The 20,935-nt window shown below is 74.4% G+C and carries 14 protein-coding genes; 9 read left to right on the plus strand and 5 right to left on the minus strand.

Going from position 1 to position 20,935, the window contains the following annotated elements:
* Nucleotides 1–78: 78 nt before the first annotated feature.
* A complete protein-coding gene (locus ACWDRR_RS20645; RefSeq protein ID WP_449773617.1) occupies nucleotides 79–2,190 on the minus strand; it encodes a LuxR C-terminal-related transcriptional regulator in 2,112 nt (703 codons plus the stop codon).
* A gap of 135 nt (nucleotides 2,191–2,325) precedes the next feature.
* On the opposite strand from ACWDRR_RS20645, the gene ACWDRR_RS20650 reads away from it, so the two are divergent.
* Complete coding sequence (locus tag ACWDRR_RS20650) at nucleotides 2,326–3,909, plus strand: cell division protein PerM (RefSeq protein WP_449773618.1); 1,584 nt, start codon at nucleotides 2,326–2,328, stop codon at nucleotides 3,907–3,909.
* 15 nt (nucleotides 3,910–3,924) lie between these two features.
* Here the strand turns inward: ACWDRR_RS20650 and ACWDRR_RS20655 are convergent, their stop codons facing one another.
* Complete coding sequence (locus ACWDRR_RS20655) at nucleotides 3,925–4,578, minus strand: hypothetical protein (RefSeq protein WP_449773619.1); 654 nt, start codon at nucleotides 4,576–4,578, stop codon at nucleotides 3,925–3,927.
* A 520-nt stretch (nucleotides 4,579–5,098) separates the two neighbouring features.
* Here ACWDRR_RS20655 and purN point away from each other — a divergent pair.
* Nucleotides 5,099–5,758, plus strand: a complete 660-nt coding sequence (gene purN, locus ACWDRR_RS20660) for a phosphoribosylglycinamide formyltransferase (RefSeq protein WP_449773620.1) — start codon at nucleotides 5,099–5,101, stop codon at nucleotides 5,756–5,758.
* Nucleotides 5,755–7,335, plus strand: a complete 1,581-nt coding sequence (gene purH / locus ACWDRR_RS20665) for a bifunctional phosphoribosylaminoimidazolecarboxamide formyltransferase/IMP cyclohydrolase (protein WP_449773621.1) — start codon at nucleotides 5,755–5,757, stop codon at nucleotides 7,333–7,335. Before purN ends, purH begins: the two co-directional genes overlap by 4 nt.
* 144 nt (nucleotides 7,336–7,479) lie before the next feature.
* Here purH and ACWDRR_RS20670 read toward each other — a convergent pair whose 3' ends face one another.
* The gene (locus ACWDRR_RS20670; RefSeq protein ID WP_449773622.1) at nucleotides 7,480–8,226 is read right to left on the minus strand and encodes an RDD family protein; all 747 of its coding nucleotides are present in this window, start codon (nucleotides 8,224–8,226) and stop codon (nucleotides 7,480–7,482) included.
* A gap of 504 nt (nucleotides 8,227–8,730) precedes the next feature.
* Here ACWDRR_RS20670 and ACWDRR_RS20675 point away from each other — a divergent pair.
* The 6 genes from ACWDRR_RS20675 to ACWDRR_RS20700 all read left to right on the plus strand — a co-directional run bounded on the left by ACWDRR_RS20675 (nucleotide 8,731) and on the right by ACWDRR_RS20700 (nucleotide 14,404).
* Complete coding sequence (locus ACWDRR_RS20675) at nucleotides 8,731–9,585, plus strand: bifunctional methylenetetrahydrofolate dehydrogenase/methenyltetrahydrofolate cyclohydrolase (RefSeq protein WP_449773623.1); 855 nt, start codon at nucleotides 8,731–8,733, stop codon at nucleotides 9,583–9,585.
* 112 nt (nucleotides 9,586–9,697) lie between these two features.
* A complete protein-coding gene (locus ACWDRR_RS20680; protein WP_449773624.1) occupies nucleotides 9,698–10,123 on the plus strand; it encodes a DUF3017 domain-containing protein in 426 nt (141 codons plus the stop codon).
* 263 nt (nucleotides 10,124–10,386) lie between these two features.
* Nucleotides 10,387–11,379 carry a malate dehydrogenase gene (locus tag ACWDRR_RS20685; protein ID WP_449773625.1) on the plus strand — a complete coding sequence of 331 codons (993 nt, stop codon included), beginning with the start codon at nucleotides 10,387–10,389 and terminating at the stop codon, nucleotides 11,377–11,379.
* An 80-nt stretch (nucleotides 11,380–11,459) separates the two neighbouring features.
* The gene (locus ACWDRR_RS20690; protein ID WP_449773626.1) at nucleotides 11,460–12,782 is read left to right on the plus strand and encodes a hemolysin family protein; all 1,323 of its coding nucleotides are present in this window, start codon (nucleotides 11,460–11,462) and stop codon (nucleotides 12,780–12,782) included.
* A gap of 30 nt (nucleotides 12,783–12,812) precedes the next feature.
* Entirely contained in the window at nucleotides 12,813–13,853 is a 1,041-nt protein-coding gene (trpS, locus tag ACWDRR_RS20695) for a tryptophan--tRNA ligase (protein ID WP_449773627.1), read from the plus strand.
* Nucleotides 13,850–14,404, plus strand: a complete 555-nt coding sequence (locus ACWDRR_RS20700; RefSeq protein WP_449773628.1) for a 2'-5' RNA ligase family protein — start codon at nucleotides 13,850–13,852, stop codon at nucleotides 14,402–14,404. The genes trpS and ACWDRR_RS20700 overlap by 4 nt, the downstream gene beginning before the upstream one ends.
* A 106-nt stretch (nucleotides 14,405–14,510) precedes the next feature.
* Here the strand turns inward: ACWDRR_RS20700 and ACWDRR_RS20705 are convergent, their stop codons facing one another.
* The gene (locus ACWDRR_RS20705; RefSeq protein ID WP_449773629.1) at nucleotides 14,511–17,024 is read right to left on the minus strand and encodes a CDP-glycerol glycerophosphotransferase family protein; all 2,514 of its coding nucleotides are present in this window, start codon (nucleotides 17,022–17,024) and stop codon (nucleotides 14,511–14,513) included.
* Nucleotides 17,025–17,302: 278 nt separating this feature from the next.
* The gene (locus ACWDRR_RS20710) at nucleotides 17,303–20,875 is read right to left on the minus strand and encodes a bifunctional glycosyltransferase/CDP-glycerol:glycerophosphate glycerophosphotransferase (protein WP_449773630.1); all 3,573 of its coding nucleotides are present in this window, start codon (nucleotides 20,873–20,875) and stop codon (nucleotides 17,303–17,305) included.
* Between the last annotated feature and the right edge of the window lie 60 nt (nucleotides 20,876–20,935).

A 20,935-nucleotide genomic window follows, 5' to 3' on the forward strand; every position in this document is an offset into this window, starting at 1 on the left:
TCCCCGCTGTCGAGCGCCCCCGTCCGGACCTCCGGGCGGGGGCGTTCGACGTTGTGCCCCCGCCCCGGGCCCGGTGCCCTAGCGGTCCGCGGGGCAGGGGTGGAGCGCCCAGCGGGTACAGGCCGCCGGGCCCGCCGAGCCGGGCGGGGGCAGGGCCGCCGCCGCGCGGCCGGCGGCGGGCAGCTCCCACAGCGGGGCCCGGGGCGGCGGGGGGTCCACCACGACCGGCTCCAGGCCCGGCGCCGGACTGCACCAGAGGCTGCGGATGCCCGTCAGCGGGCCGTCGGGCGCGAGCGGCACGGCGGAGCCGTTGACCGAGCCGCAGACCGTCTGCGCGGGCGGCTCGGGAGAGCGGTGGAACAGCGACCCCGGGCCGCTGCCGGCCAGCGTCGCCGCCGCCGCGCCGCCGACCGCCACCGTGATCAGCACCGCCGCGCCGGTCCGGGTGGCGTTCGCCAGACCGTGCCGGGCGCGCAGCAGCGGGACGGGCGGCCGGTGCGGCTGGGGGCAGCCGCGGACGGCGGCCCGGTGCAGCAGCCCGGCGAGCCGGTCGGCGAAGCCCGCCGCCGCCGGGTCGGGCCCGACCAGGTCCGGCACCCACTGCGCCAGCGCCGCCCGGGCCGCCCAGATCCGGCCCTCGGCGGCCGCCAGGGTCGACTCCACCTCGACGGCCACGGCGGCGGCGGTCAGGCCCAGGCCGTCGTGCAGCACCAGCGCCCGGCGCTGCGGGCGGGAGAGCCGCTTGAGCGCCTTGAGCAGCGCGCGGTCGCGGTCGGTGAGCCGGTCGTGGTCCGGCAGCACGGCCTGCGACTCGTCGGCGGGGCGGACCTTGATCCGCCGGTGCGGCAGCCGCCAGACGTGTGCCCGGCGCGGACCGCCCCGGTGCCACGGCGAGAGCGCCGCCTCACAGGCCCGCGCCCGCACCCACCCCTCCGGATGGGCCCCGGCCGCCACCTCGTCCCAGCGCCGCCGGGCCTCGCCGAAGGCGAGCCGGACGCAGTGCACGGCGCGGTGCTTGCAGGAGGTGAGCAGGAAGACCTGTTGGACCAGGCGGGTGTGGGTGCTCTCGTACAGCTCCTCGAAGGAGGGCGCCTGCTCGTGCCCGGCGGGTGCGGGCACCGGCCGGGCGGTGTCCCGCTGCTCCGCCGGTGCCGCCGGTGCCGCCGCTGCGGCCACGGTGGCCGGTGCCGCCGGTGTGCCCGGTGCGGCCGGGCCGTGGGTGGCGGGCCTGCGGCCGTTCGGCCGGGGCGGGGTTCCGTTCTTGGGCCGGGGAGCCCCGGTGGGCGCGGTGTTCGGCCCGGCCGGCGCGGTGGTGCTCGTCGGCTCGGTACCCGCTGCGGTGGTGCTCGTCCGGGTGTCCGGCCGGGGCGGGGTGCCGTTCTTGGGCCGGGGAGCCCCGGTGGGCGCGGTGTTCGGCCCGGCCGGCGCGGTGGTGCTCGCCGGCTCGGTACCCGCCGAGGTGGCGCTCACCGGCTTGGCGCTCTGCGGCTTGGTGCCCACGGGGGCGGTGTCGGCCCGGGTGCCCGGTCGGGCGGGGGCCTTCGGGGTGGCGGTGGCGGGCTCCGGTCGGGCGCCGTCCCCGGTGCGCGGGCTCCGGTGGGGTGCGGGGGCGTCCGGGGTGTCCGGGCCGGCGGCGGGGGCGTCCGGCCGGGCCTTGGTGCGCCCGCGCCGCTCCCGCCCGGCCGGCCGCTCCGCCGGGGGACCGGGCCGCGGGCCGTCCGGTCGGCCCGCGGCACCGGTGGACGCGGTCTGAGCGGGGCTCAGCAGGGCGGCGAAGGCGGCGATCTCGGCGTGCGTCCGGGTGCCGAGCTTGCGCATGGCCCGGTGCTGGTAGCTGCGCGCGGTGGCCGGGGTGACGCCGAGTGCGGCGGCGGACCGGGCGAGGTCGCGGCCGGCCGCGAGGTGGGCCAGGGCCTGGGCTTCACGCGGCGTCAACTGCCGCAGCAGCCGGAGCGCCTCGTCCTGGTCGACGGTCGGTGCGCCGGCGGGTCCGTCGGACGGTCCACCGGTCGGGCCGCCGGGCTCGGCGGTCCGGCCGGCCCTGGCGGCCTTCGCGGACCGGCCGCGTCCGGACCGGCCCTTGCCGGGGCGGCCCTGCGGTGCGGGCGGGTCGGTGGCGGCGGGGCGGTCGGTGGAGTGGGCGGCGGCGGGGGCACCGGCGGGGCGCTCGGCGGTCGGCGGCGTGGTCATCAGACGCTCCGGGCCGGAGTGGGGGCGACGGCATGAGGGCCGGGTCTGAAAATGCGCATAAGCCAATAATCTGGGACACGACGGCGGTTTGCCTCTTCACGGAGCATGGCGAGTCGCCTTGGCACCATGAGGCGCATGACGCAGCTGATGGGCCGTCCGATCCTGGAAGTGCCGGGCGAGCTGGGCGCCAGACCCGTGCTGGCCGACGTGCTCACCGGGGTGCGGACGGCGCTGCTCGGCCTGGCGGCGGTCGCCGTGCCGGTGCTCGGGCTCTGGGTGGTGACCCCGTTCGCGGACGACGGCGCGGCCGGCGCCGTCCGGCTGGCCGGGGTGCTCTGGCTGCTCGGGCACGGTGCGCCGGTGCTCCGCGGGGCCCTGGACGCTCCGCTGACCGTGACTCCGTTGCTGCTCGGCCTGCTGGCGGTGGGCCAATTGCACCGTGCGGGCGCCCGGGCGGCGGCCCGGCGCCGGTTCCGACCGCGGTGGAGCGGTCCGTTGGCGGTGTGGTCCGGCTACTGCGCGGTCGCCGTGGCGGTGGTCGCGCAGTGTTCGGGGGCCGGGCAGTTCCGGGCGCGGGTGCTGCCGGACGTCCTGGTGGTGGCGCTGCTGGCCGGCGCCGCGACGGCGGCCGGCGCCCGGACGGCCCGCCGGGTGCCGGAGCGCGGCCGGGCGGCCGACGGGCCCTGGCCGGCGCCCTGGCCGGCCTCCTGGCAGGTGCTCCGGCAGCGGGCGGTGGACCGGGTGCCCGCCTGGGCCTGCCCCGACGGGGGCGCGGCGGCCGTCCGGACGGCAGCGCTGGCGGCCGGGGCGGGGCTGGTGGCGACGGGTGCGGCGGTGGTCGCGGTGGCGGCGGTGCTGGCCGCCGCGACCGGTGGCGGGCCCGGTGCGGCGGCGCTCGCGCAGGGCCCGGCCGCCGGGGCCGGACTGCTGCTGCTCAGCGTGGTGCTGCTGCCGAACGCGGTGCTCTGGGGCACGGCCTACGCGCTGGGCCCGGGGTTCGCGGCGGGGGCCGGGACGCTGGTGGCACCGGGCGGCACGGTGCTGGGGCCGCTGCCGGAGCTTCCGCTGTTCGCCCTGGTGGCCGAGCCGGGAGCGGGCGGTTGGCGGCTGCTGGCCTGCCTGTTGCCGGCGCTGGCCGGGGTGGCCCCGGCGGTGCTGCTGGGCCGGGCGGCGGCGAACGGCGCCCTGGGCCAGGCCGGCCCGGGCCGGCCGGACGGGTCGCCGAAGGACCGGAACGACCCGGACGACCCGGACAACCCGGACGACCTGGACGGCCCGTACGAGCCGGACGCCGCGGCCTGGCACCCGGCGGGGACGGTCGTCGCGGCCCTGGCGGTGGCCCTGCTGACCGGCGCGGCCGCGGCGGTGCTCGGCTGGCTCTCCGGTGGGGCGCTGGCCGGCGGCCGGATGGCGGAGCTGGGCCCGGTGCCGTGGCGGACGGGGCTGGCGGCGGCGGGCTGGATCGCCGTGGTGGCCGTCCCGGGCGCCCTGCTGACGCGGTTCCGGGCGCTGGGAAGCGGGCTGGGCGGCGGGCCGGGCGGTGCGATGGGCGACGACGCGGGCGACGCCGGGCTCGGGGGCGGCGTGCTCACCGGCCACGCGCGCCGGGGCGTGCTGCTGCTGCGCGCCCGCGCGTACGCGGTGGTGCTGCGGCTGGGGAGCTCGGCCGACGGCACGGCGGGCGCGGACCGCGCGAACGGTCCCGGCGGGACGGACTGACCGCCGCCGCTCCCGCTACTCGCGGTTCTTGGTGATGTCCACGTACCACTTCGGCGCGAGCCGCTCGCAGTTGTCCGCGCCGGTCGAGGTGAGCGAGTCCCGCACGCAGGTCACGTAGTCGTTGTAGTAGAGGCTGAGGCCGATCACCGAGGAGACGAAGACCACCGTCATCGCGCCGGTGAGCACCCCGGCGAGGGCGGCCGGGGTCAGCGGGTTCGGGGCGCCGGCCTCGCCGGCGACGGCGCCCGCCGGGGCCGCTCCGGTCCGGGGGGCGGTGGCCGGCTTGGGGGCCCGCATCGCGGTGATGCCCCAGACGATGGCCAGCGCGCCGACGAACAGCGCGACGTAGTGCAGCGAGGCGAACGCGCAGACCAGCGCGCCCATGCCGGCCAGTGCGGCGTTGCGGGCCTTGCGCTGCGCCGGGTCGTTCGGGTCGAGCTTGGGCGGCTGCGGGGCCGGCGGGCGGGGGTGCCAGCCGCCGCCCTGGTAGCCGGGGCTCCACGGGTGCGGCGGCGGGACCTGCGGGCGCTCGTCCGGGTTCCCGTCGCCGTCGGGCGCGTCCGGACCCTCGGTGGGCCCGGGGTTGCGCGGCTGCCACGGCTGGTCCGGGGCATCCGCCGGCGGCGGCGCGAAGGGGTTGCGCTCGCCGGTGTTGTCACCGCTGCTCATGGTTCAGCCATTCCTTCTCGTCGGTGGGGCGGACGCCCGCGCCACCCTATGATCCCGCAGTCGCCCGTGGGGCCTTCGGCGGCCCGCTTTCGGGGCGGGTTCCGCCACACCGGCGAACCCGCGACGGCCCGGCCGCACCCCGACGGGACCCCGGCCGCGCCCCGACGACGGCCCGACGGGACCCCGCCCGTACCCCGCCCGTACCCCGGAGGCGGCCCGACGGGACCCGCCGCACCCCGACCACGCCCCGCCCGCAGGGCGGACGGCAGGCGGACGGCGGGTGAACGGCACCCCGATGGAGATCCCCGTCTCAACTACGCGCGTAGCGCCGTCAGGGCGTTTCAGGGGCCGTCCGACCAGCCGTTATCGTGGTGACGGTCAGCAGCTCAGATAGGTTCCCCGGGCCCCGCGTCGTGGCGGGTTCGTCCGGTGTCCCCCCTCGCTCGACCTGCCGTTCGTAGTGGCCCCACCGCCGGTGGATGTACCAGCGGGCGGCGCCCGACCTACGGAGAATCGCGCAGTGGCCGCCGCCCCCGCTCAACTCTTCCCGCCCCGCACACCCGGCCCGGCCCGCCTGGTGGTGCTGGTCTCCGGCTCCGGCACCAATCTGCAGGCGCTGATCGACGCCGCGGCCGACCCGGCCTTCGGCGCGCGGATCGTCGCCGTCGGCGCCGACCGTGACGGCATCGCGGGCCTGGAGCGCGCCGGGCGGGCCGGACTGCCGGTCTTCGTGCACCGGGTGAAGGACTTCGCCGACCGCGCCGACTGGGACCGCGCGCTGACCGCCTCGGTCGCGGCGCACGAGCCGGACCTCGTGGTCACGGCCGGGTTCATGAAGATCCTCGGTTCCGCGTTCATCACCGCCTTCGCCGGGCGGATCATCAACACCCACCCCGCACTGCTGCCCGCCTTCCCCGGTGCCCACGGCGTCACCGACGCGCTCGCGTACGGGGTGAAGGTCACCGGCTGCACCGTCCACCTGGTCGACGCCGGAGTGGACACCGGGCCGATCATCGCGCAGGGCGTCGTCGAGGTCACCGACGCCGACCACGCCGATGGCGGCGACGCGCTCCACGAGCGCATCAAGACTGTCGAGCGAAAGCTGCTCGTCGACATCGTGGGCCGGCTGGCCCGCGAGGGTCACCGCATCGAGGACCGAAAGGTATGGATTCCGGCATGAGCGCCGCCCCCAGCACGCCTGTTGTCTCCGAGAACGTCCGTCCGATCCGCCGCGCGCTGATCAGCGTGTACGACAAGACCGGTCTGGAGGAGCTGGCCCAGGGCCTGCACGCCGCCGGGGTCGTCATCGTCTCCACCGGCTCCACCGCCGGCCGGATCGCCGCCGCGGGCGTCCCGGTGACCGAGGTCTCGGAGCTGACCGGCTTCCCCGAGTGCCTCGACGGGCGCGTGAAGACGCTGCACCCCCGCGTGCACGCCGGCGTGCTCGCCGACCTGCGCCTGGAGTCGCACCGCGCGCAGCTGGCCGAGCTGGGCGTCGAGCCCTTCGAGCTGGTCGTGGTGAACCTCTACCCGTTCAAGGCCACCGTCGCCTCCGGCGCCACCCCGGACGAGTGCGTCGAGCAGATCGACATCGGCGGCCCGAGCATGGTCCGCGCCGCGGCCAAGAACCACCCGTCGGTCGCCGTCGTGGTCGACCCGGCCCGCTACGGCGACGTGCTGGAGGCCGTCCGGCAGGGCGGCTTCGACCTCGCCACCCGCAAGCGCCTGGCCGGTGCCGCGTTCGCGCACACCGCCGCGTACGACGTCGCGGTGGCCTCCTGGTTCGAGGCCGGTTACGCGGCCGGCGACGTCGAGGGCTTCCCGGAGTTCCTGGGCGCCACCTACGAGCGCCAGAACGTGCTGCGCTACGGCGAGAACCCGCACCAGGGCGCCGCGCTCTACAGCGACGGCACCGGCGGCCTGGCCGGCGCCGAGCAGCTGCACGGCAAGGAGATGTCGTACAACAACTACGTCGACACCGATGCCGCCCGCCGTGCCGCGTACGACCACGCCGAGCCGGCCGTCGCGATCATCAAGCACGCCAACCCGTGCGGCATCGCCACCGGTGCGGACGTCGCCGAGGCGCACCGCAAGGCGCACGAGTGCGACCCGGTCTCGGCGTACGGCGGCGTGATCGCGGTCAACCGCCCGGTCACCGTCGAGCTGGCCGAGCAGATCGCCCCGATCTTCACCGAGGTCGTCGTCGCCCCCGGGTACGAGGACGGCGCCGTCGAGGTGCTCGCCCGCAAGAAGAACCTGCGCGTGCTGCTCGCCCCCGAGGCGCCGGCCAACCGCCAGGAGGTGCGCCCGATCTCCGGTGGCGTGCTGCTCCAGGACGCCGACCGGATCCACGCCGGGGGCGACGACCCGGCGAGCTGGACGCTGGCCACCGGTGAGGCGCTCTCCGGGGCCGAGCTGGCCGAGCTGGCCTTCGCCTGGCGGGCCTGCCGGGCCGTCAAGTCCAACGCGATCCTGCTGGCCAAGGGCGGTGCCTCGGTGGGCGTCGGCATGGGCCAGGTCAACCGGGTCGACTCGGCGAAGCTCGCGGTGGAGCGGGCCGGCGAGCGGGCCCGGGGCTCGTACGCGGCCTCCGACGCCTTCTTCCCGTTCGCGGACGGCCTGCAGATCCTGATCGACGGCGGCGTCAAGGCCGTGGTGCAGCCCGGTGGTTCGATCCGGGACGAGGAGGTCGTCGCGGCCGCCGCCGCGGCCGGCGTGACCATGTACTTCACCGGCACCCGCCACTTCTTCCACTGACACCGACGTCGACACTGACGCCGACGCCGGCGCCGGTGCCGGCGCCCGCACGGGCGCACCGGCACCGGTGAGGTGACGACACGACGGAGCGGCCCGGTCCCCGCACAGGGGGACCGGGCCGCTCCGTTCGTCGTCCGGTGCGCGTTACTTCTTGATCACCACGGTGCCGGCGGCACGGTCGTGCCAGCCCTGCAGCTTCCCGGAGTTGTCGAAGAACGGGGACAGGTAGACCAGCGCGGCGCCGATGTAGCAGAGGAAGGCGCCGACGATCGGGATGATGAAGCGGATGAAGCCGCCGCCCAGGCCGGGGACCTGGCCGTTGCTCTCCTTGACGACGCGCAGGCCCAGGGCCAGCTTGCCGAGGGTGGCGCCCGCGAAGGAGACCATCAGCCACTCGTAGAGCAGGTTGAACACCGACAGCACGCCGACCATGATCATCATGGTGACGAAGAAGCCGGCGGCGGCGTCGTTGTTGGCGTTCAGGCAGTCGTAGTACGCGGAGTTGGAGCCACCGTAGGTGTACTTGCTGCTGCAGTCCTGGGAGTCCTTGGCGATGCCCAGCGCGCTGGCCAGGCCGAGCGCCATCACCAGCGCGACGACCGCGCCGATCGCGGCGCCGTCGATCAGGCGGGCCAGGAACCGCTGACCCATGGTGGCGATCTTCACCGTGCCCAGCTGGGCGATGTTGATGTAGCCGTTGTTCGCCTGGATGGTGCCCGGCATCGGCGCGTACCCGTACGCCGGCTGCTGCGGCACGCCGTACTGCGGGGCCTGCGGCGGCTGCTGCGGGTAGCCGTACCCGGCGGCCGGCGGGGCCTGCTGCGGGTAGCCGTACCCCTGCGGCGGGGGCTGCTGGCCGTACGGGTTGTTCGGGTCGGGCGGGTAACTCATCGATGCCTCCGGGCAGGATGTGGGGACAGGGGACGGGACAGCGCAGGGCCCGGAACGCACCGGCGGGTCGGGCCACCGGACGGACGGGACGATAGCGGAGCGCGGTGACAACGGGCGCGCGAAATACGCCGGCGCCCGCCGGCACGGCTCAGGAACGTGGGTGGCGCCGGTCCGGCGCGAACGGGAGCATCGACGGCTGCGGTCCTGGCAGCACGCGGCCGTGGCGGTCGGGCGGCACGGTGTGGTGTGGTCGGCTCACTCTGTTCTTCCCCCGGGTACGCCCCCGCCGGGGTGTCCGTCGGCCCGTCACCGGGCCGGAGGCGGCAGGGAATGCCCGCTTATCGTCAACCGGACGGCCCGGCGCTGTCCAGCCGCGCCCGCGTGGCGGACCGGACTGTGGCGCAACCGCAACGTGGTCCGAACGCTTTCGAACCGCGCCGGATCCCGGGACGGGGAGCACCGGGGCTGGCGCCGTCCGCCTCCGGGATCCGGGAGAATGGGGTCATGACTGCCCAGATTCTCGATGGCAAGGCCACCGCCGCCGCGATCAAGTCCGAACTCGCCGCCCGCGTGGCGGCCCTTCGTGCCAAGGGCGTCACGCCCGGTCTCGGCACCGTCCTGGTCGGCGACGACCCGGGCAGCCGCTGGTACGTCAACGGCAAGCACAAGGACTGCGCCGAGGTCGGCATCGCCTCGATCCAGCGCGAACTGCCCGCCACCGCGACCCAGGAGGACGTCGAGAACGTCGTCCGCGAGCTCAACGCCGACCCGGCCTGCACCGGCTACATCGTCCAGCTCCCGCTGCCCAAGGGTCTTGACCAGAACCCCGTCCTGGAGCTGATGGACCCGGACAAGGACGCCGACGGCCTGCACCCCACCTCGCTCGGCCGCCTCGCGCTGGGCATCGAGGGCCCGCTGCCCTGCACCCCGCTCGGCATCGTCGAGCTGCTGCGCCGCCACGGCGTCGGGATCAACGGCGCCGAGGTCGTCGTGATCGGCCGCGGCGTCACCGTCGGCCGCTCGATCGGCCTGCTGCTCACCCGCCGCACCGAGAACGCCACCGTGACCCTCTGCCACACCGGCACCCGGGACCTCGCCTACCACCTGCGCAAGGCCGACATCGTGGTGGCCGCCGCCGGCGTGCCGCACCTGGTCAAGCCGGAGGACATCAAGCCCGGCGCGGCCGTGCTGGACGTCGGCGTCAGCCGTAGCGAGGGCAAGATCGTCGGCGATGTGCACCCGGGCGTGGCCGAGGTGGCCGGCTGGATCTCCCCGAACCCGGGCGGCGTCGGCCCGATGACCCGCGCCATGCTGCTGAACAACATCGTCGAGGCGGCCGAGCGCCGCGCCGGCATCTGAGCACCAGCGATCCGACACCAGAGGGACGGCGAGCTATGAACGGGCGGACCGAGCGAACGCCGGGAAGCTGCGCGTTTGGCGGAGCGGCAGCCGAGCGCGGCGAGGTGGGCGCATGAGCGGGCCACGGCCGGCGCGCTCCCGGCGCAGGCCGGTGAAGACCACCGGGACGCTGCCCCCCGAGGGCTCGGCGGCGGCGCTGGGGCGTGAGCACGCCCTGCCGGTGCGCCAGTGGCCGATAACCCTCGTGCTGCTGGTGGTCGGCGCCGGGCTCGCCGTCACCTGGTTCGCCGACTTCAAGGACGGTTTCAAGTACGGGCTGCTGATCCTCGGCTGCGGCGTCCTGCTCGGCGCGGTGCTGCGGCTGGTCCTGCCCGAGGTCGGCATGCTGGCGGTGCGCAGCCGGTTCACCGACGTCATCGTGCTGACCTTCCTGGGCGTCTCGATCGTGCTGCTGACCCTGGTGGCGCAGCCCAACCCCTGGCTGGAGATGCCGGTGCTGGACAACATCGGCCAGCTGATCGGGCGCCCCAAGCACTGACCGCGGGCACCGCCCCCGGGCACCGGCACCCGGGCCGTCCGACCGGCCGCCCGGACACCGGCACCCGAGCCGTCCGACCGGCCCCCGCCCCGCACCGGGCGGGGGCCGGTCATCGTCTGTGACCAATCAGCCACCACCGAACCCGCGGCGTACGCTTCGCTTTGCGATAACCTGACGCCGGTCTCTCGACGTCGAGAGATCATCCTCGGCTCCAGTGCGCCGGTGTGCCTGGGGCACCTGGCGATTTGCTGGAGAAGGTAGAAATGACCCGCACCCCCGTCAACGTCACCATCACCGGAGCGGCCGGCCAGATCGGCTACGCGCTGCTCTTCCGCATCGCCTCGGGCCACCTGCTCGGCGCCGACGTGCCGGTGAACCTGCGCCTCCTGGAGATCCCGCAGGGCCTGAAGGCCGCCGAGGGCACCGCGATGGAGCTTGTCGACTGCGCCTTCCCGCTGCTGCGCGACATCAAGATCACCGACAACGCCAACGAGGCCTTCGACGGCGCCAACGTCGCCCTGCTGGTCGGCGCCCGTCCGCGCACCGCGGGCATGGAGCGCGGCGACCTGCTGCAGGCCAACGGCGGCATCTTCGGCCCGCAGGGCAAGGCCATCAACGACCACGCCGCGGACGACATCAAGGTCCTGGTCGTCGGCAACCCGGCCAACACCAACGCCCTGATCGCCCAGCGCAACGCCCCGGACGTGCCGGCCTCGCGCTTCACCGCGATGACCCGCCTGGACCACAACCGGGCGCTCGGCCAGCTGGCCCTCAAGACCGGCGCCGCCGTGTCGGAGATCAAGAAGGTCACCATCTGGGGCAACCACTCGGCGACCCAGTACCCGGACATCTTCCAGGCCGAGATCGCCGGCAAGCCGGCCTTCGAGGCCGTCGGTGCCGACCAGGCCTGGCTGGAGGGCGACTTCATCCCGACCGTCGCCAAGCGCGGCGCGGCCATCATCGAGGCCCGCGGCGCCTCCTCGGCCGCCTCGGCCGCCAACGCCGCCATCGACCACGTGTACACCTGGGTCAACGGCACCGCCGAGGGCGACTGGACCTCCATGGGCGTCGTCTCCGACGGCTCCTACGGCGTCCCGGCCGGCCTGATCTCCTCCTTCCCGGTCACCACCAAGGACGGCTCGTTCGAGATCGTCCAGGGCCTGGAGATCTCCGACTTCTCCCGCGGCCGCATCGACGCCTCGGTCCAGGAGCTGGTCGAGGAGCGCGACGCCGTCACGGAGCTCGGCCTCATCTGAGCCCCGCCCCGGCAGGACCTTCGACGGCCCGCCGCCTCCTTCACGGGAGGCGGCGGGCCGTCGCCCTACACTGACCCGCTGTGAACGAAACCCTGGAGGACGCGGCACTCGTCCTCGTCTTCATCATGTTGGGTGGCCTGTTCAACGTCGCCGAGATCTCGCTGATCTCGCTGCGCGAGGGCCAGATCAGGTCGTTGGAGGCGCGCGGCACCCGGCGCGCGGCCCGGGCCGCACACCTGGCCGCCGACCCGAACCGCTTCCTGGCCGCGGTGCAGGTCGGGGTCACCTGCATGGGCTTCCTCTCCGCCGCCTTCGGCGCGGACACCCTGGCCGGCAAGGTGGCACCGCTGTTCGTCCGGGCCGGGCTCTCCACCGGCGTCGCCGACGCGCTCGCCCTGGTCGGCCTCACCCTGCTGATCAGCTACGCCTCGCTGGTGCTCGGCGAGCTCACCCCCAAGCGGATCGGCCTCCAGCGCGCCGACTCCATCGCCGTCCTCGCCGCCCCGGTGGTGGACGTGATGTCGGTGGCGCTGCGGCCGGTGATCTGGCTGCTCGGCCACTCCACCAACCTGATGGTCCGCCTGCTCGGCGGCGACCCGGCGGCCGGACGCGGCTCGATGAGCTCCGAGGAGCTCCGCGGCCTGGTCGCGACCAACACCGAACTCGGCAGCGACGAACGGGCGTTGATCGCCGACGTGTTCGCCGCCGGGGAGCGCCAGCTGCGCGAGGTGATGGTCCCGCGCACCGAGGTGACCTTCCTGGACGCCGAACGCCCGCTCGCCGAGGTCCGCGAGCAGGCGGACTCCTCGCCGCACTCGCGCTACCCCGTGGTCGAGGGCAGCTACGACGCGGTCACCGGCTTCGTCCACGTCCGCGACCTGTACGGCGCCCGCGGCGAGCAGGCGGTGAAGGTGCGCGACCTGGCCCGCCCGATCAAGCTGCTGCCCGCCACCCTGCGGGTGCTGGCGGCGATGGGCGAGATGCGCCGGGAGGGCCACCACCTGGCCATCGTGGTGGACGAGTACGGCGGCACCGCCGGCATCGTCACCCTGGAGGACCTGGTCGAGGAGGTGATCGGCGAGATCCGTGACGAGTACGACTCCCAGGAGCCGAGCACCACCCGCCGGCTGGCCGGCGGCGGCATGGAGCTGGACGGCCTGCTGAACCTCGGCGACTTCACCGAGGAGACCGGCGTCACCCTGCCGGAGGGCCCGTACGAGACGGTGGCCGGCTGTCTGGTGGCGGCGCTCGGCCGGCTGCCCGTCGACGGTGACCAGGTCAGGATCCCGATCGGGGCCGAGGAGGTCAGGTTGACGGTGACGAAGCTGGAGGGCCGGCGGATCGCCCGGGTCGGGGTGAGTGCGGTCACACTGGCGGAACCTCCGGGGGCGGAGGTTTCCTGAGCGGTCGGTGGAACTGGAACAATGGCCCGCATGGTCAACGCAGCGGTCACTGGTCCGGTCAAGGACCGTCCCCGGGTGCTCTCCGGCATCCAGCCCACCTCCGGCTCGTTCCACCTCGGCAACTACCTCGGTGCCGTCCGCCAGTGGGTCGATCTCCAGGAGGCCAACGACGCCTTCTACATGGTGGTCGACCTGCACGCGATCACCGTGGAGCAGGATCCGGCGACGCTGCGCCAGAACACCCGGATCTCCGCCGCCCAGCTGCTCGGTGCGGGCCTGGACCCGGAGCGCTGCACCCTGTTCGTCCAGTCCCACGTGCCCGAGCACGCGCAGCTCGGCTGGGTGATGAACTGCCTCACCGGCTTCGGCGAGGCCTCCCGGATGACCCAGTTCAAGGACAAGTCGGCCAAGCAGGGTGCCGCGAGCACCTCCGTCGGCCTCTTCACCTACCCGATCCTGCAGATCGCCGACATCCTGCTCTACCAGGCGGACGCGGTGCCGGTCGGCGAGGACCAGCGCCAGCACGTGGAGCTCACCCGGGACCTCGCGGAGCGCTTCAACACCCGCTACAGCCCGACCTTCACGGTGCCGAAGCCGTACATCCTCAAGGAGACGGCGAAGATCCAGGACCTCCAGGACCCGGCCATCAAGATGAGCAAGTCGGCCTCCTCGGCCAAGGGCCTGGTCAGCCTGCTGGACGAGCCGAAGGTCAGCGCCAAGAAGTTCAAGAGCGCCGTCACCGACACCGGCACCGTCGTCTCCTACGACGAGGAGGGGAAGGCCGGCGTCTCCAACCTGCTGCGCATCCACTCCGCGCTCAGCGGCCAGTCGGTCGACCAGCTGGTCGCGCACTTCGAGGGCAAGATGTACGGCGCCCTGAAGACCGAGCTGGCCGAGCTGTTCACCGAGTGGGTGACGCCCTTCCAGGAGCGCACCCGCACCTTCCTGGACGACCCGGCCGAGCTGGACCGGGTGCTGGCGATCGGTGCGGAGAAGGCCCGCGCGGTGGCGTCGCAGACGCTGGAGACGGTGTACGACCGGATCGGCTTCCTCCAGGCCGCCAAGCGGTGACGCCCCTGACGAGCCTGCCCGGTGGTGACGACCTCCCCGAGGTCGTCACCATCGGCGTGTCCGTGAGCGTCCCGGATCCGTACGGCTCGGCGATCCAGGACGCGCGGGCCGGGTACGGTGATCCGCTGGCCCGGTCGATACCCACGCACGTCACCCTGCTGCCGCCGACCGAGGTGGCGGCGGCCGAGCTGCCGAAGATCGAGGAGCACCTGGCGGCGGTGGCCCGGACGCACCGGTCGTTCCGGATGCTGCTGCGCGGCAGCGGTACCTTCCGCCCGGTCTCGCCGGTGGTCTTCGTCCGGGTCGAGGAGGGCGCCCAGGAGTGCCGGCTGCTGGAGGCGGACATCCGCTCCGGCCCGCTGGCCCGGGAGCTGGCCTTCCCGTACCACCCGCACGTCACGGTGGTGCACGGGCTGTCCGAGGACGTGCTGGACCAGGCGTACGAGCAGTCCCGCGGCTTCCGGGCGGCCTTCGCGGTGCCGGGCTTCGGCCTCTCCCGGTTCGACGCCGACGAGGTCTGGCGCCCCTGGCGCTCCTACACCTTCGGCTGACCCGCACCGCGGCCGGACCCGACCGGCACCCGCGTCCGCACCCGTGTCCGCACCCGTGTCCGCACCTGCACCCGCACCCGCGCCGGACCGGCCCCGCGCCGCCCGGTCACGGCGTCCCCCGGGCACCCGCCCGGCCGAGGTCCAGCATCCGGTCGACCACCCGGCGGGCGGCGGCGCCGTCCTCCAGCCCGCAGTGCGTCGCACGGAAGGCGCGGTAGCGCTCCCGGTGCCCGGCCGGCGGGCCGGAGCCGTCGTCGGCGAGCCCGCGCAGCGCGTCGAGCAGCCCGGCCGAGGTGGGGACGAGCGGGCCGGGGGCCTGCGCCTCGAAGTCGAAGGAGAAGCCGCGCAGCGTGTCGCGGTAGTGCTCCAGGTCGTAGGTGAAGAACAGCACCGGGCGGCCGGTGATCGCGAAGTCGAACATGATCGACGAATAGTCGGTGACCAACACGTCCGCGATCAGCAGCAGTTCCTGCACGTCGGGGTAGTCCCCGCAGTCGCGCACGAAGCCGTCCCCGGCCCCGGGCAGCGGCTCGCGGACGTGTGCGTGCGGGCGGATCAGCAGGACGTGGTCGCGCCCGAGGGCGCGCCGGGCGTGGTCGAGGTCGATCCGCAGGTCGAGCCGGAACCCGTCGCCGTCGCCGCGCTGCTGGTCCTCGCGCCAGGTCGGGGCGTAGAGCACGACGCGCCGGCCGTCGGGGATGCCGAGCCGGCGGCGGACGGCGGCGGCCAGCGCGGCGTCCGGCCGGGCCAGCACGTCGTTGCGCGGGTAGCCGGACTCCAGGATCTCGCCCCGGTAGCGGAACGCCCGGCGCAGGATCGGGGTGGCGAACGGGCTGGGGGAGAGCAGCAGGCTCCACTGCGGGGTCTCCCGGTCGAGGGCCTCCAGGTAGCCGTGGTCGGCGAGCCAGGGGTTCTCGACGTCGTGCGCGATCCGCTTGAGCAGCGAGCCGTGCCAGGTCTGGACGACCACCTGGCCGTCCCGGCGCTCCAGGAAGTCGGGGAAGTGCGTATTGCCCACCAGGTACCGGCTGGTGGCCAGGGCGCGGTACCACTCGGGGCTCCAGACCCGCACCGCGCGGACTCCGGCGGGCAGCTCGGCCTGGGCGTCGTCGACCACCCAGAGGTGCTCCAACGGCTCGCCGCGGCGGGCGAGTTCGGCGTGCACGGCGCGCGGTGAGTCGGCGTAGCCGCGGCCGCCGAACACGTCGTACAGCACGGCCTCGCGCAGCGGCTCCCGGCGGGCGGCCGGGTAGGCGCCGGCCCGCTGGCGGGCCTGCGTCCAGGCGCTGCGCTCGGCGGGGGAGAGCACGGGCGTGGAGTCCACCAGCAGGGTGTCGTGCCAGCGCCGTTGGAGCAGGATCCGCTTTCCGCCGGCCCCGGTGGCGGCGGGCAGCGCGGGCAGCGCCGCGGGGGCGGCGATCAGCGGCCGCGGCGGCCCGGACCGGCCGGCCGGGTGCAGGGCGGCCTCCCAGACGCCCTTGCGCAGCGGCAGGGCGGTGCCGTCGGAGCCGGTGCGGGTGGCGGGCAGCCGGACCAGGAAGCGGCCGTCCGGGCCGCGCTCGACCGGGTGGCGGACCTCACCGGCCGTCCCGGTGTGCCGCAGGACGAGTTCGAGCGGCTCGCCGCCCGGGCAGTGCCCGGAGAGTTCGAAGCCGCCGGCCCGGACGGCGATCCGCTCCACGTAGCCGGCGGCGGGCTGGACGCAGAGCTGGAGCCGGCCGTCGGCCAGGTGCTTCAGGTAGAGCGCCCGGTCCCGGGCCCCGGGCAGCGCGTGCTGGCCGGCCACCGGGCCGCCCCGCTCGTCCAGGGTGAGCTGCTCGGTGGAGCCGTCCGGGCGCAGCAGTTCGGCGTCCCAGTGCTCCGGCCGGCCGGTGCCGCGGCCCTGCGCGGTGAAGGGCCGGTACGGCAGGTGGACGGCGAAGGTGTCGCCGGTCCGGGTGACCGGCCGCAGCAGCACGGCGTCGCTCTCCCGGTGGCGCAGCCGCAGCGCGGTGCCGGGCGGGCAGTGCCCGGCGGTGCCGCGCAGGTCGAGGCCGTCCGGGGCGGGGGCGGCGTGGGTGAGCCGGACGCCGGGGCGTTCGAGTCGCAGCCCCAGCCGGCCGTCGTCGAAGTGCGGTTGGAGGCGGACGTCGCGGTCGACCCAGCGGGCCGGCGGGTACTCGCCGGAGCCGCACCAGTGCGGGGCGAGGGCGCCGTACTGGCGGCGCAGCCGGGTGGGCCGGGGGCGGGTGAAGAGGGTGGCCCCGATCCGCCAGTCGCCGAGCAGCCACTCCTCGCCGCGCCGCAGCCGGCGCGGTTCGACCAGGGCGGTGAAGCCGGACCAGTCGTGGTTGTGGTCGGGCTGGGCACTGTCGTCGGTGATCTCGGGCAGCCGGCGCGGCCGGGACCGCAGGTGGACGGGCGGTTCGTCGTCGTCGCGGAGCAGGGTCAGCCAGGTCCAGGCGGAGCCGGGGCGGGCGGTGTCCAGGTCGTCGGGGCGGGCGAAGCCGGTGAGTTCGAGGCCGCGGGCCGTCCAGCGGGCGCGCAGCAGGCCGAAGGCGACGCCCTCGTCGGCGGGCGGCAGGTCGTCGTGCGCGTGGGGGGCGGGGTGCGGGAGGACGAACCGGGTGAGCACAGGCATGGGGGGTGGCCCTTCGGAACGGGATCCCGATCCATGGCGGTGGTCCGGGGGGCCTTCGTACCGGGGGGAGCGGACGAGGGCCGATTCGATATCGAATACCGAAATGACATCCGGGGTCAACTGCGTGTCCCGGTGAAATTGATGAGAAATTCGTCTGCGAAACACGTGTTCGAGTGCAATGTTCACGTAAATGGAAGAAGGATTTACCCGGGCCGTTCCCGGAAAACGCGAAGGCGCCCGACGCGGGATTCGCGTCGGGCGCCCTCGGGCGGTGCCGGTTACTGCTGGCGGAGCATCCCGTCCACCACGCGGGCCGCGGCCTGGCCGTCGTCCAGGTCGCAGTACGCCTCGCGGAACGCCGTGTACTTCTCGGCGTACTCGCCGGTCAGCTCGTCCACCCGGCCCAGGGCGGCGACCAGCTCCTCGGAGGTGGCCAGCAGCGGGCCGGGCACCTCCGCCTCGTAGTCGAGGCTGAAGCCGCGCAGGTTGTCGCGGTAGTGCTCCAGGTCGTGCGTGAAGAACAGGACCGGCTTGCCGGTCGCGGCGAAGTCGAACAGCGTCGCCGAGTAGTCGGTGACCAGGACGTCCGCGATCAGCAGCAGCTCGGCCATGTCGGGGTAGCTGCCGACGTCCCAGATGTAGCCGTTGCCGGCGCCGGGGATCTGACCGCACATCACGCTGTGCCGGCGGACCAGCAGCACCTGGTCCTCGCCGAGCGCCGCCCTGGCCGCCTCCAGGTCGATCCGCAGGTCGATCTGGTAGCCGCCGTTCGGCCGCCGGCGGTCCTCACGGAAGGTCGGCGCGTAGAGCACGACCTTCTTGCCCTCGGGCAGGCCGAGCCGCTCGCGGACCTGCTCGGCGGTCTTCTCCCGGTCGGGCGCGAACAGCAGGTCGTTGCGCGGCGCGCCGCTCTCCAGGATCTCGCCCTTGAAGTCGAACGCGCGGCGCAGCACCGGTGCCGACCAGCTGTTGCCGGCCACCAGCATGCTCCAGTTCGGGACCTCCTTGGCGACGCCCTTCAGGTAGTTGGCGTCGGTGAACCAGACCTTCTCGAAGTCGTACCCGATCTGCTTCAGCGGGGTGCCGTGCCAGGTCTGCACGACCACCTGGCCGGGGCGGCGGACGAAGAAGTCCGGCAGGTGCGCGCTGGTGACGACGTACTTGGCGGTGGCCAGCGCCTCGAACCACTCGGGGCTCCAGAGCCGGATCGCGCCCGCCGTCTGCGGCAGCTCGGCCTGCAGGTCGTCGCTGCCCCACAGGTGCTCCAGCGGCAGGCCGCGGCGGACCAGCTCCTCGTGGATCGCCCGCGGCGAGTCCGCGTAGAGGCCGCCGAGCGCGACGTTGTAGAGCACGGTGTCGCGCAGCGGCAGCCGGCGGGCCGACGGGTAGTCGGTGGTGCGCAGCTGGCGCTGGCGGTAGCCGCTGCGCTCCTCGGGCAGCAGCGCGGAGTGCGACTCCAGCGAGAGGCCGTCGTAGTGGCGGCGCTCCAGCACGATCCGCTTGCCGCGCGACTCCACCTCCAGCGGCAGGGCGCCGAAGCACCCCGGCGCGATCAGCGCGTAGCGGGTCGCGAGCGTGTCGACCGGCTCGCCGAGCGGGCGGAAGAAGACGTCCCAGGTGCCCTGCGCGAGCGGCACCCGGCCGGCGAAGGAGGCCGTCGGCACCGCCGGCAGCGCGGCCCGGAACCCGCCGTCCGCGATCTCCACGGGGTAGACGTGCTCCTCCTCGCGCCAGTTGTGCCGCACGACCAGCTCCCAGCGGTGCGTGCCGGGCAGCGGGAAGGAGCCGCTGAGCAGGAAGCCGTCCGCGCCGCGCGAGGCGACCTCGGTGACCACTGGCTGCAGCAGCTGGTCGGAGAGCTGGAGGTAGCCGCCGGGGGAGGGCTTCGAGTACAGCGCGCGGCGCTCGTCGACCGGGGCGTCCGGGTTCAGCGGCAGGTGCAGCTGCTCGGGCGCGTTGCGGTCGTCCCAGGCCACCGGCACGGTGCTGCCGTCGGGGAGCAGTATGGCGGTGTCCCAGCGGTCCCGGGCCCGCTCCGGGGCGATCGGGTCGAGCTCGGCCCAGGCCTCGCGGACGGCGGTCAGCTCGTCGACCGGGCAGGAGGCGGTGAACGGCTGGAGCGTGCCGACCGGGGCGGTGAGCTCCAGCGGGTACACCAGCTCGCGGTCCGACTCGACGTGGGTCAGCTTGAGGCGGGCCCCGGCGAGGTTCGGGCCGGAGCGGGCCGCGCCGGAGACCTCCAGCCGGCCGTCCCGCACGGTCAGCCCGGTCACCCGGGTCCGGACCGTCTCCACCCGCAGGTAGACGCTGCCGTCGCGGACCCACGGCACGATCCGGACGTCCGGCTCGACCCAGTGCGCGGGGAGGTACTGGGCGGTGTCGCTCCAGCCCGCCCAGATCCGGCCCTTGTAGACGCCGCCCTTGCCGGCGCCGGCCACCAGGACGCGCCAGTTGCCGTCCTTCCACTGGCCCCGGTGCTTGAGCCGCTTGGGGTCGATGGCGGCGGTGAAGCCGGCCCAGTCGCAGTTGTACAGGTCGTGGTGGCAGCTGGCGGTGGCCTCCGGGCTGTACTGCGTCCGGGTCGGCACGGCCAGCACGCGGCGGCCCTTGGCCTCGCGCAGCACCAGCACCCGCACCATGTCGTGCCGGTTCTCGGCGCCCAACTGCTCCGGGTACGCGTGCCCGGTCAGCTGGAGCTTGCCGCCCTCCCAGGCCGACTCGTACAGCCGGCTGCGCATCACCAGCGAGTTGTCCAGCTTGAGGATGCCGGACGGCACGCTCTTGCGCCCGCCGCGCAGGAACGGGTAGTCGGCGTACGGGCGCAGCAGGCCGCGGGCGGCGACACCGCCGTTGCTCTCGCCCTCGTACTTGATCTGCTCGACGAACTCGTCGATCCGGCCCGACAGGGTCAGGTGGTACTTCAGCCGCAGCGGCGCGCGCAGCTTGCGGACCTGCTCGGGGCCGATCGCCCGGAGCAGCCGGCTGACGTTCTTCTGGTAGGCGTCCCGGTACTCCTTGTCGCCGTCCACGACGGACCAGAAGAACATCGGGATCTCCTCGACGAGGGTGTTCTCGTCGTAGGAGCGCAGGTACTCCGCGAAGCGCGGGTCGGTCTGCTTCTTCAGCCAGGTGCGGACCAGCTCCACCGAGGTGACGCGGTCGACCAGGCCCTTGGGGTTGGTCCGCATCTGCGTGATCGACATCTCGCCGACCTCGCGCTCGCGCCAGTGGTAGATCGGCTCGGAGAGCACGTCCACGCTGGTGGCGAGGTAGTGGTGCGGCACGCTGACCGGGGCGTCCTCGTACAGGATGCCCTCGGGGTAGAGGATGCCGGCCGCGTCGAAGAAGGAGCGGCGGTACACCTTGTTCCACGCCGTGCGGTCGGTGACCAGCGCGGGGATCTCGGTGACGTGGGTCTTGAGCCTGGTCTCCTTGAACGGCCGCGAGTGCCCGCCGGACTGGTAGTAGCCCACCGCGCGGAACCGCAGCACGTTGCCGGTGGCGAAGTCCGAGCCGGTCTCGTCGAGCGTGTTGATCATCAGCTCGTAGGCGCTCGGCGGCATCGAGTCGTCGGAGTCGACGAAGCAGAGGAACTCGCCGTCCGGGTCGATGTGGCGGATGCCGGTGTTGCGGGCCGCGCCGAGGCCCTTGTTCACCTGGCGGACCAGCCGGAACCGGGAGTCCTTGGCGGCGTACGCCTCGGCGAGTGCCGCGCTGCCGTCCTTCGAACCGTCGTCGACCATGACGCACTCGAAGTCCGTGAAGGTCTGGGCGGCGATCGAGTCGAGGCATTCCACGAGGTAGCGCTCGACGTTGTAGATCGGAACGACGATGGAGAGGCGGGGAGCCATCGGCTACGCAGGCCTTTCTTGGGAAGGAGCGTGGCAGCCCGGTGGGGGTCTGGCCGCACT

Source organism: Kitasatospora sp. NPDC003701, assembly GCF_053587085.1.

Coding starts and splice junctions, on each gene's coding strand:
- ACWDRR_RS20710 (WP_449773630.1), bottom strand. CDS start 20,875: ATGGCTCCCCGCCTCTCCATCGTCGTTCCGATCTACAACGTCGAGCGC.
- ACWDRR_RS20670 (WP_449773622.1), bottom strand. CDS start 8,226: ATGAGTTACCCGCCCGACCCGAACAACCCGTACGGCCAGCAGCCCCCG.
- ACWDRR_RS20685 (WP_449773625.1), top strand. CDS start 10,387: ATGACCCGCACCCCCGTCAACGTCACCATCACCGGAGCGGCCGGCCAG.
- ACWDRR_RS20680 (WP_449773624.1), top strand. CDS start 9,698: ATGAGCGGGCCACGGCCGGCGCGCTCCCGGCGCAGGCCGGTGAAGACC.
- purH (WP_449773621.1), top strand. CDS start 5,755: ATGAGCGCCGCCCCCAGCACGCCTGTTGTCTCCGAGAACGTCCGTCCG.
- ACWDRR_RS20650 (WP_449773618.1), top strand. CDS start 2,326: ATGACGCAGCTGATGGGCCGTCCGATCCTGGAAGTGCCGGGCGAGCTG.
- trpS (WP_449773627.1), top strand. CDS start 12,813: ATGGTCAACGCAGCGGTCACTGGTCCGGTCAAGGACCGTCCCCGGGTG.
- ACWDRR_RS20705 (WP_449773629.1), bottom strand. CDS start 17,024: ATGCCTGTGCTCACCCGGTTCGTCCTCCCGCACCCCGCCCCCCACGCG.
- ACWDRR_RS20645 (WP_449773617.1), bottom strand. CDS start 2,190: ATGACCACGCCGCCGACCGCCGAGCGCCCCGCCGGTGCCCCCGCCGCC.
- ACWDRR_RS20655 (WP_449773619.1), bottom strand. CDS start 4,578: ATGAGCAGCGGTGACAACACCGGCGAGCGCAACCCCTTCGCGCCGCCG.
- ACWDRR_RS20675 (WP_449773623.1), top strand. CDS start 8,731: ATGACTGCCCAGATTCTCGATGGCAAGGCCACCGCCGCCGCGATCAAG.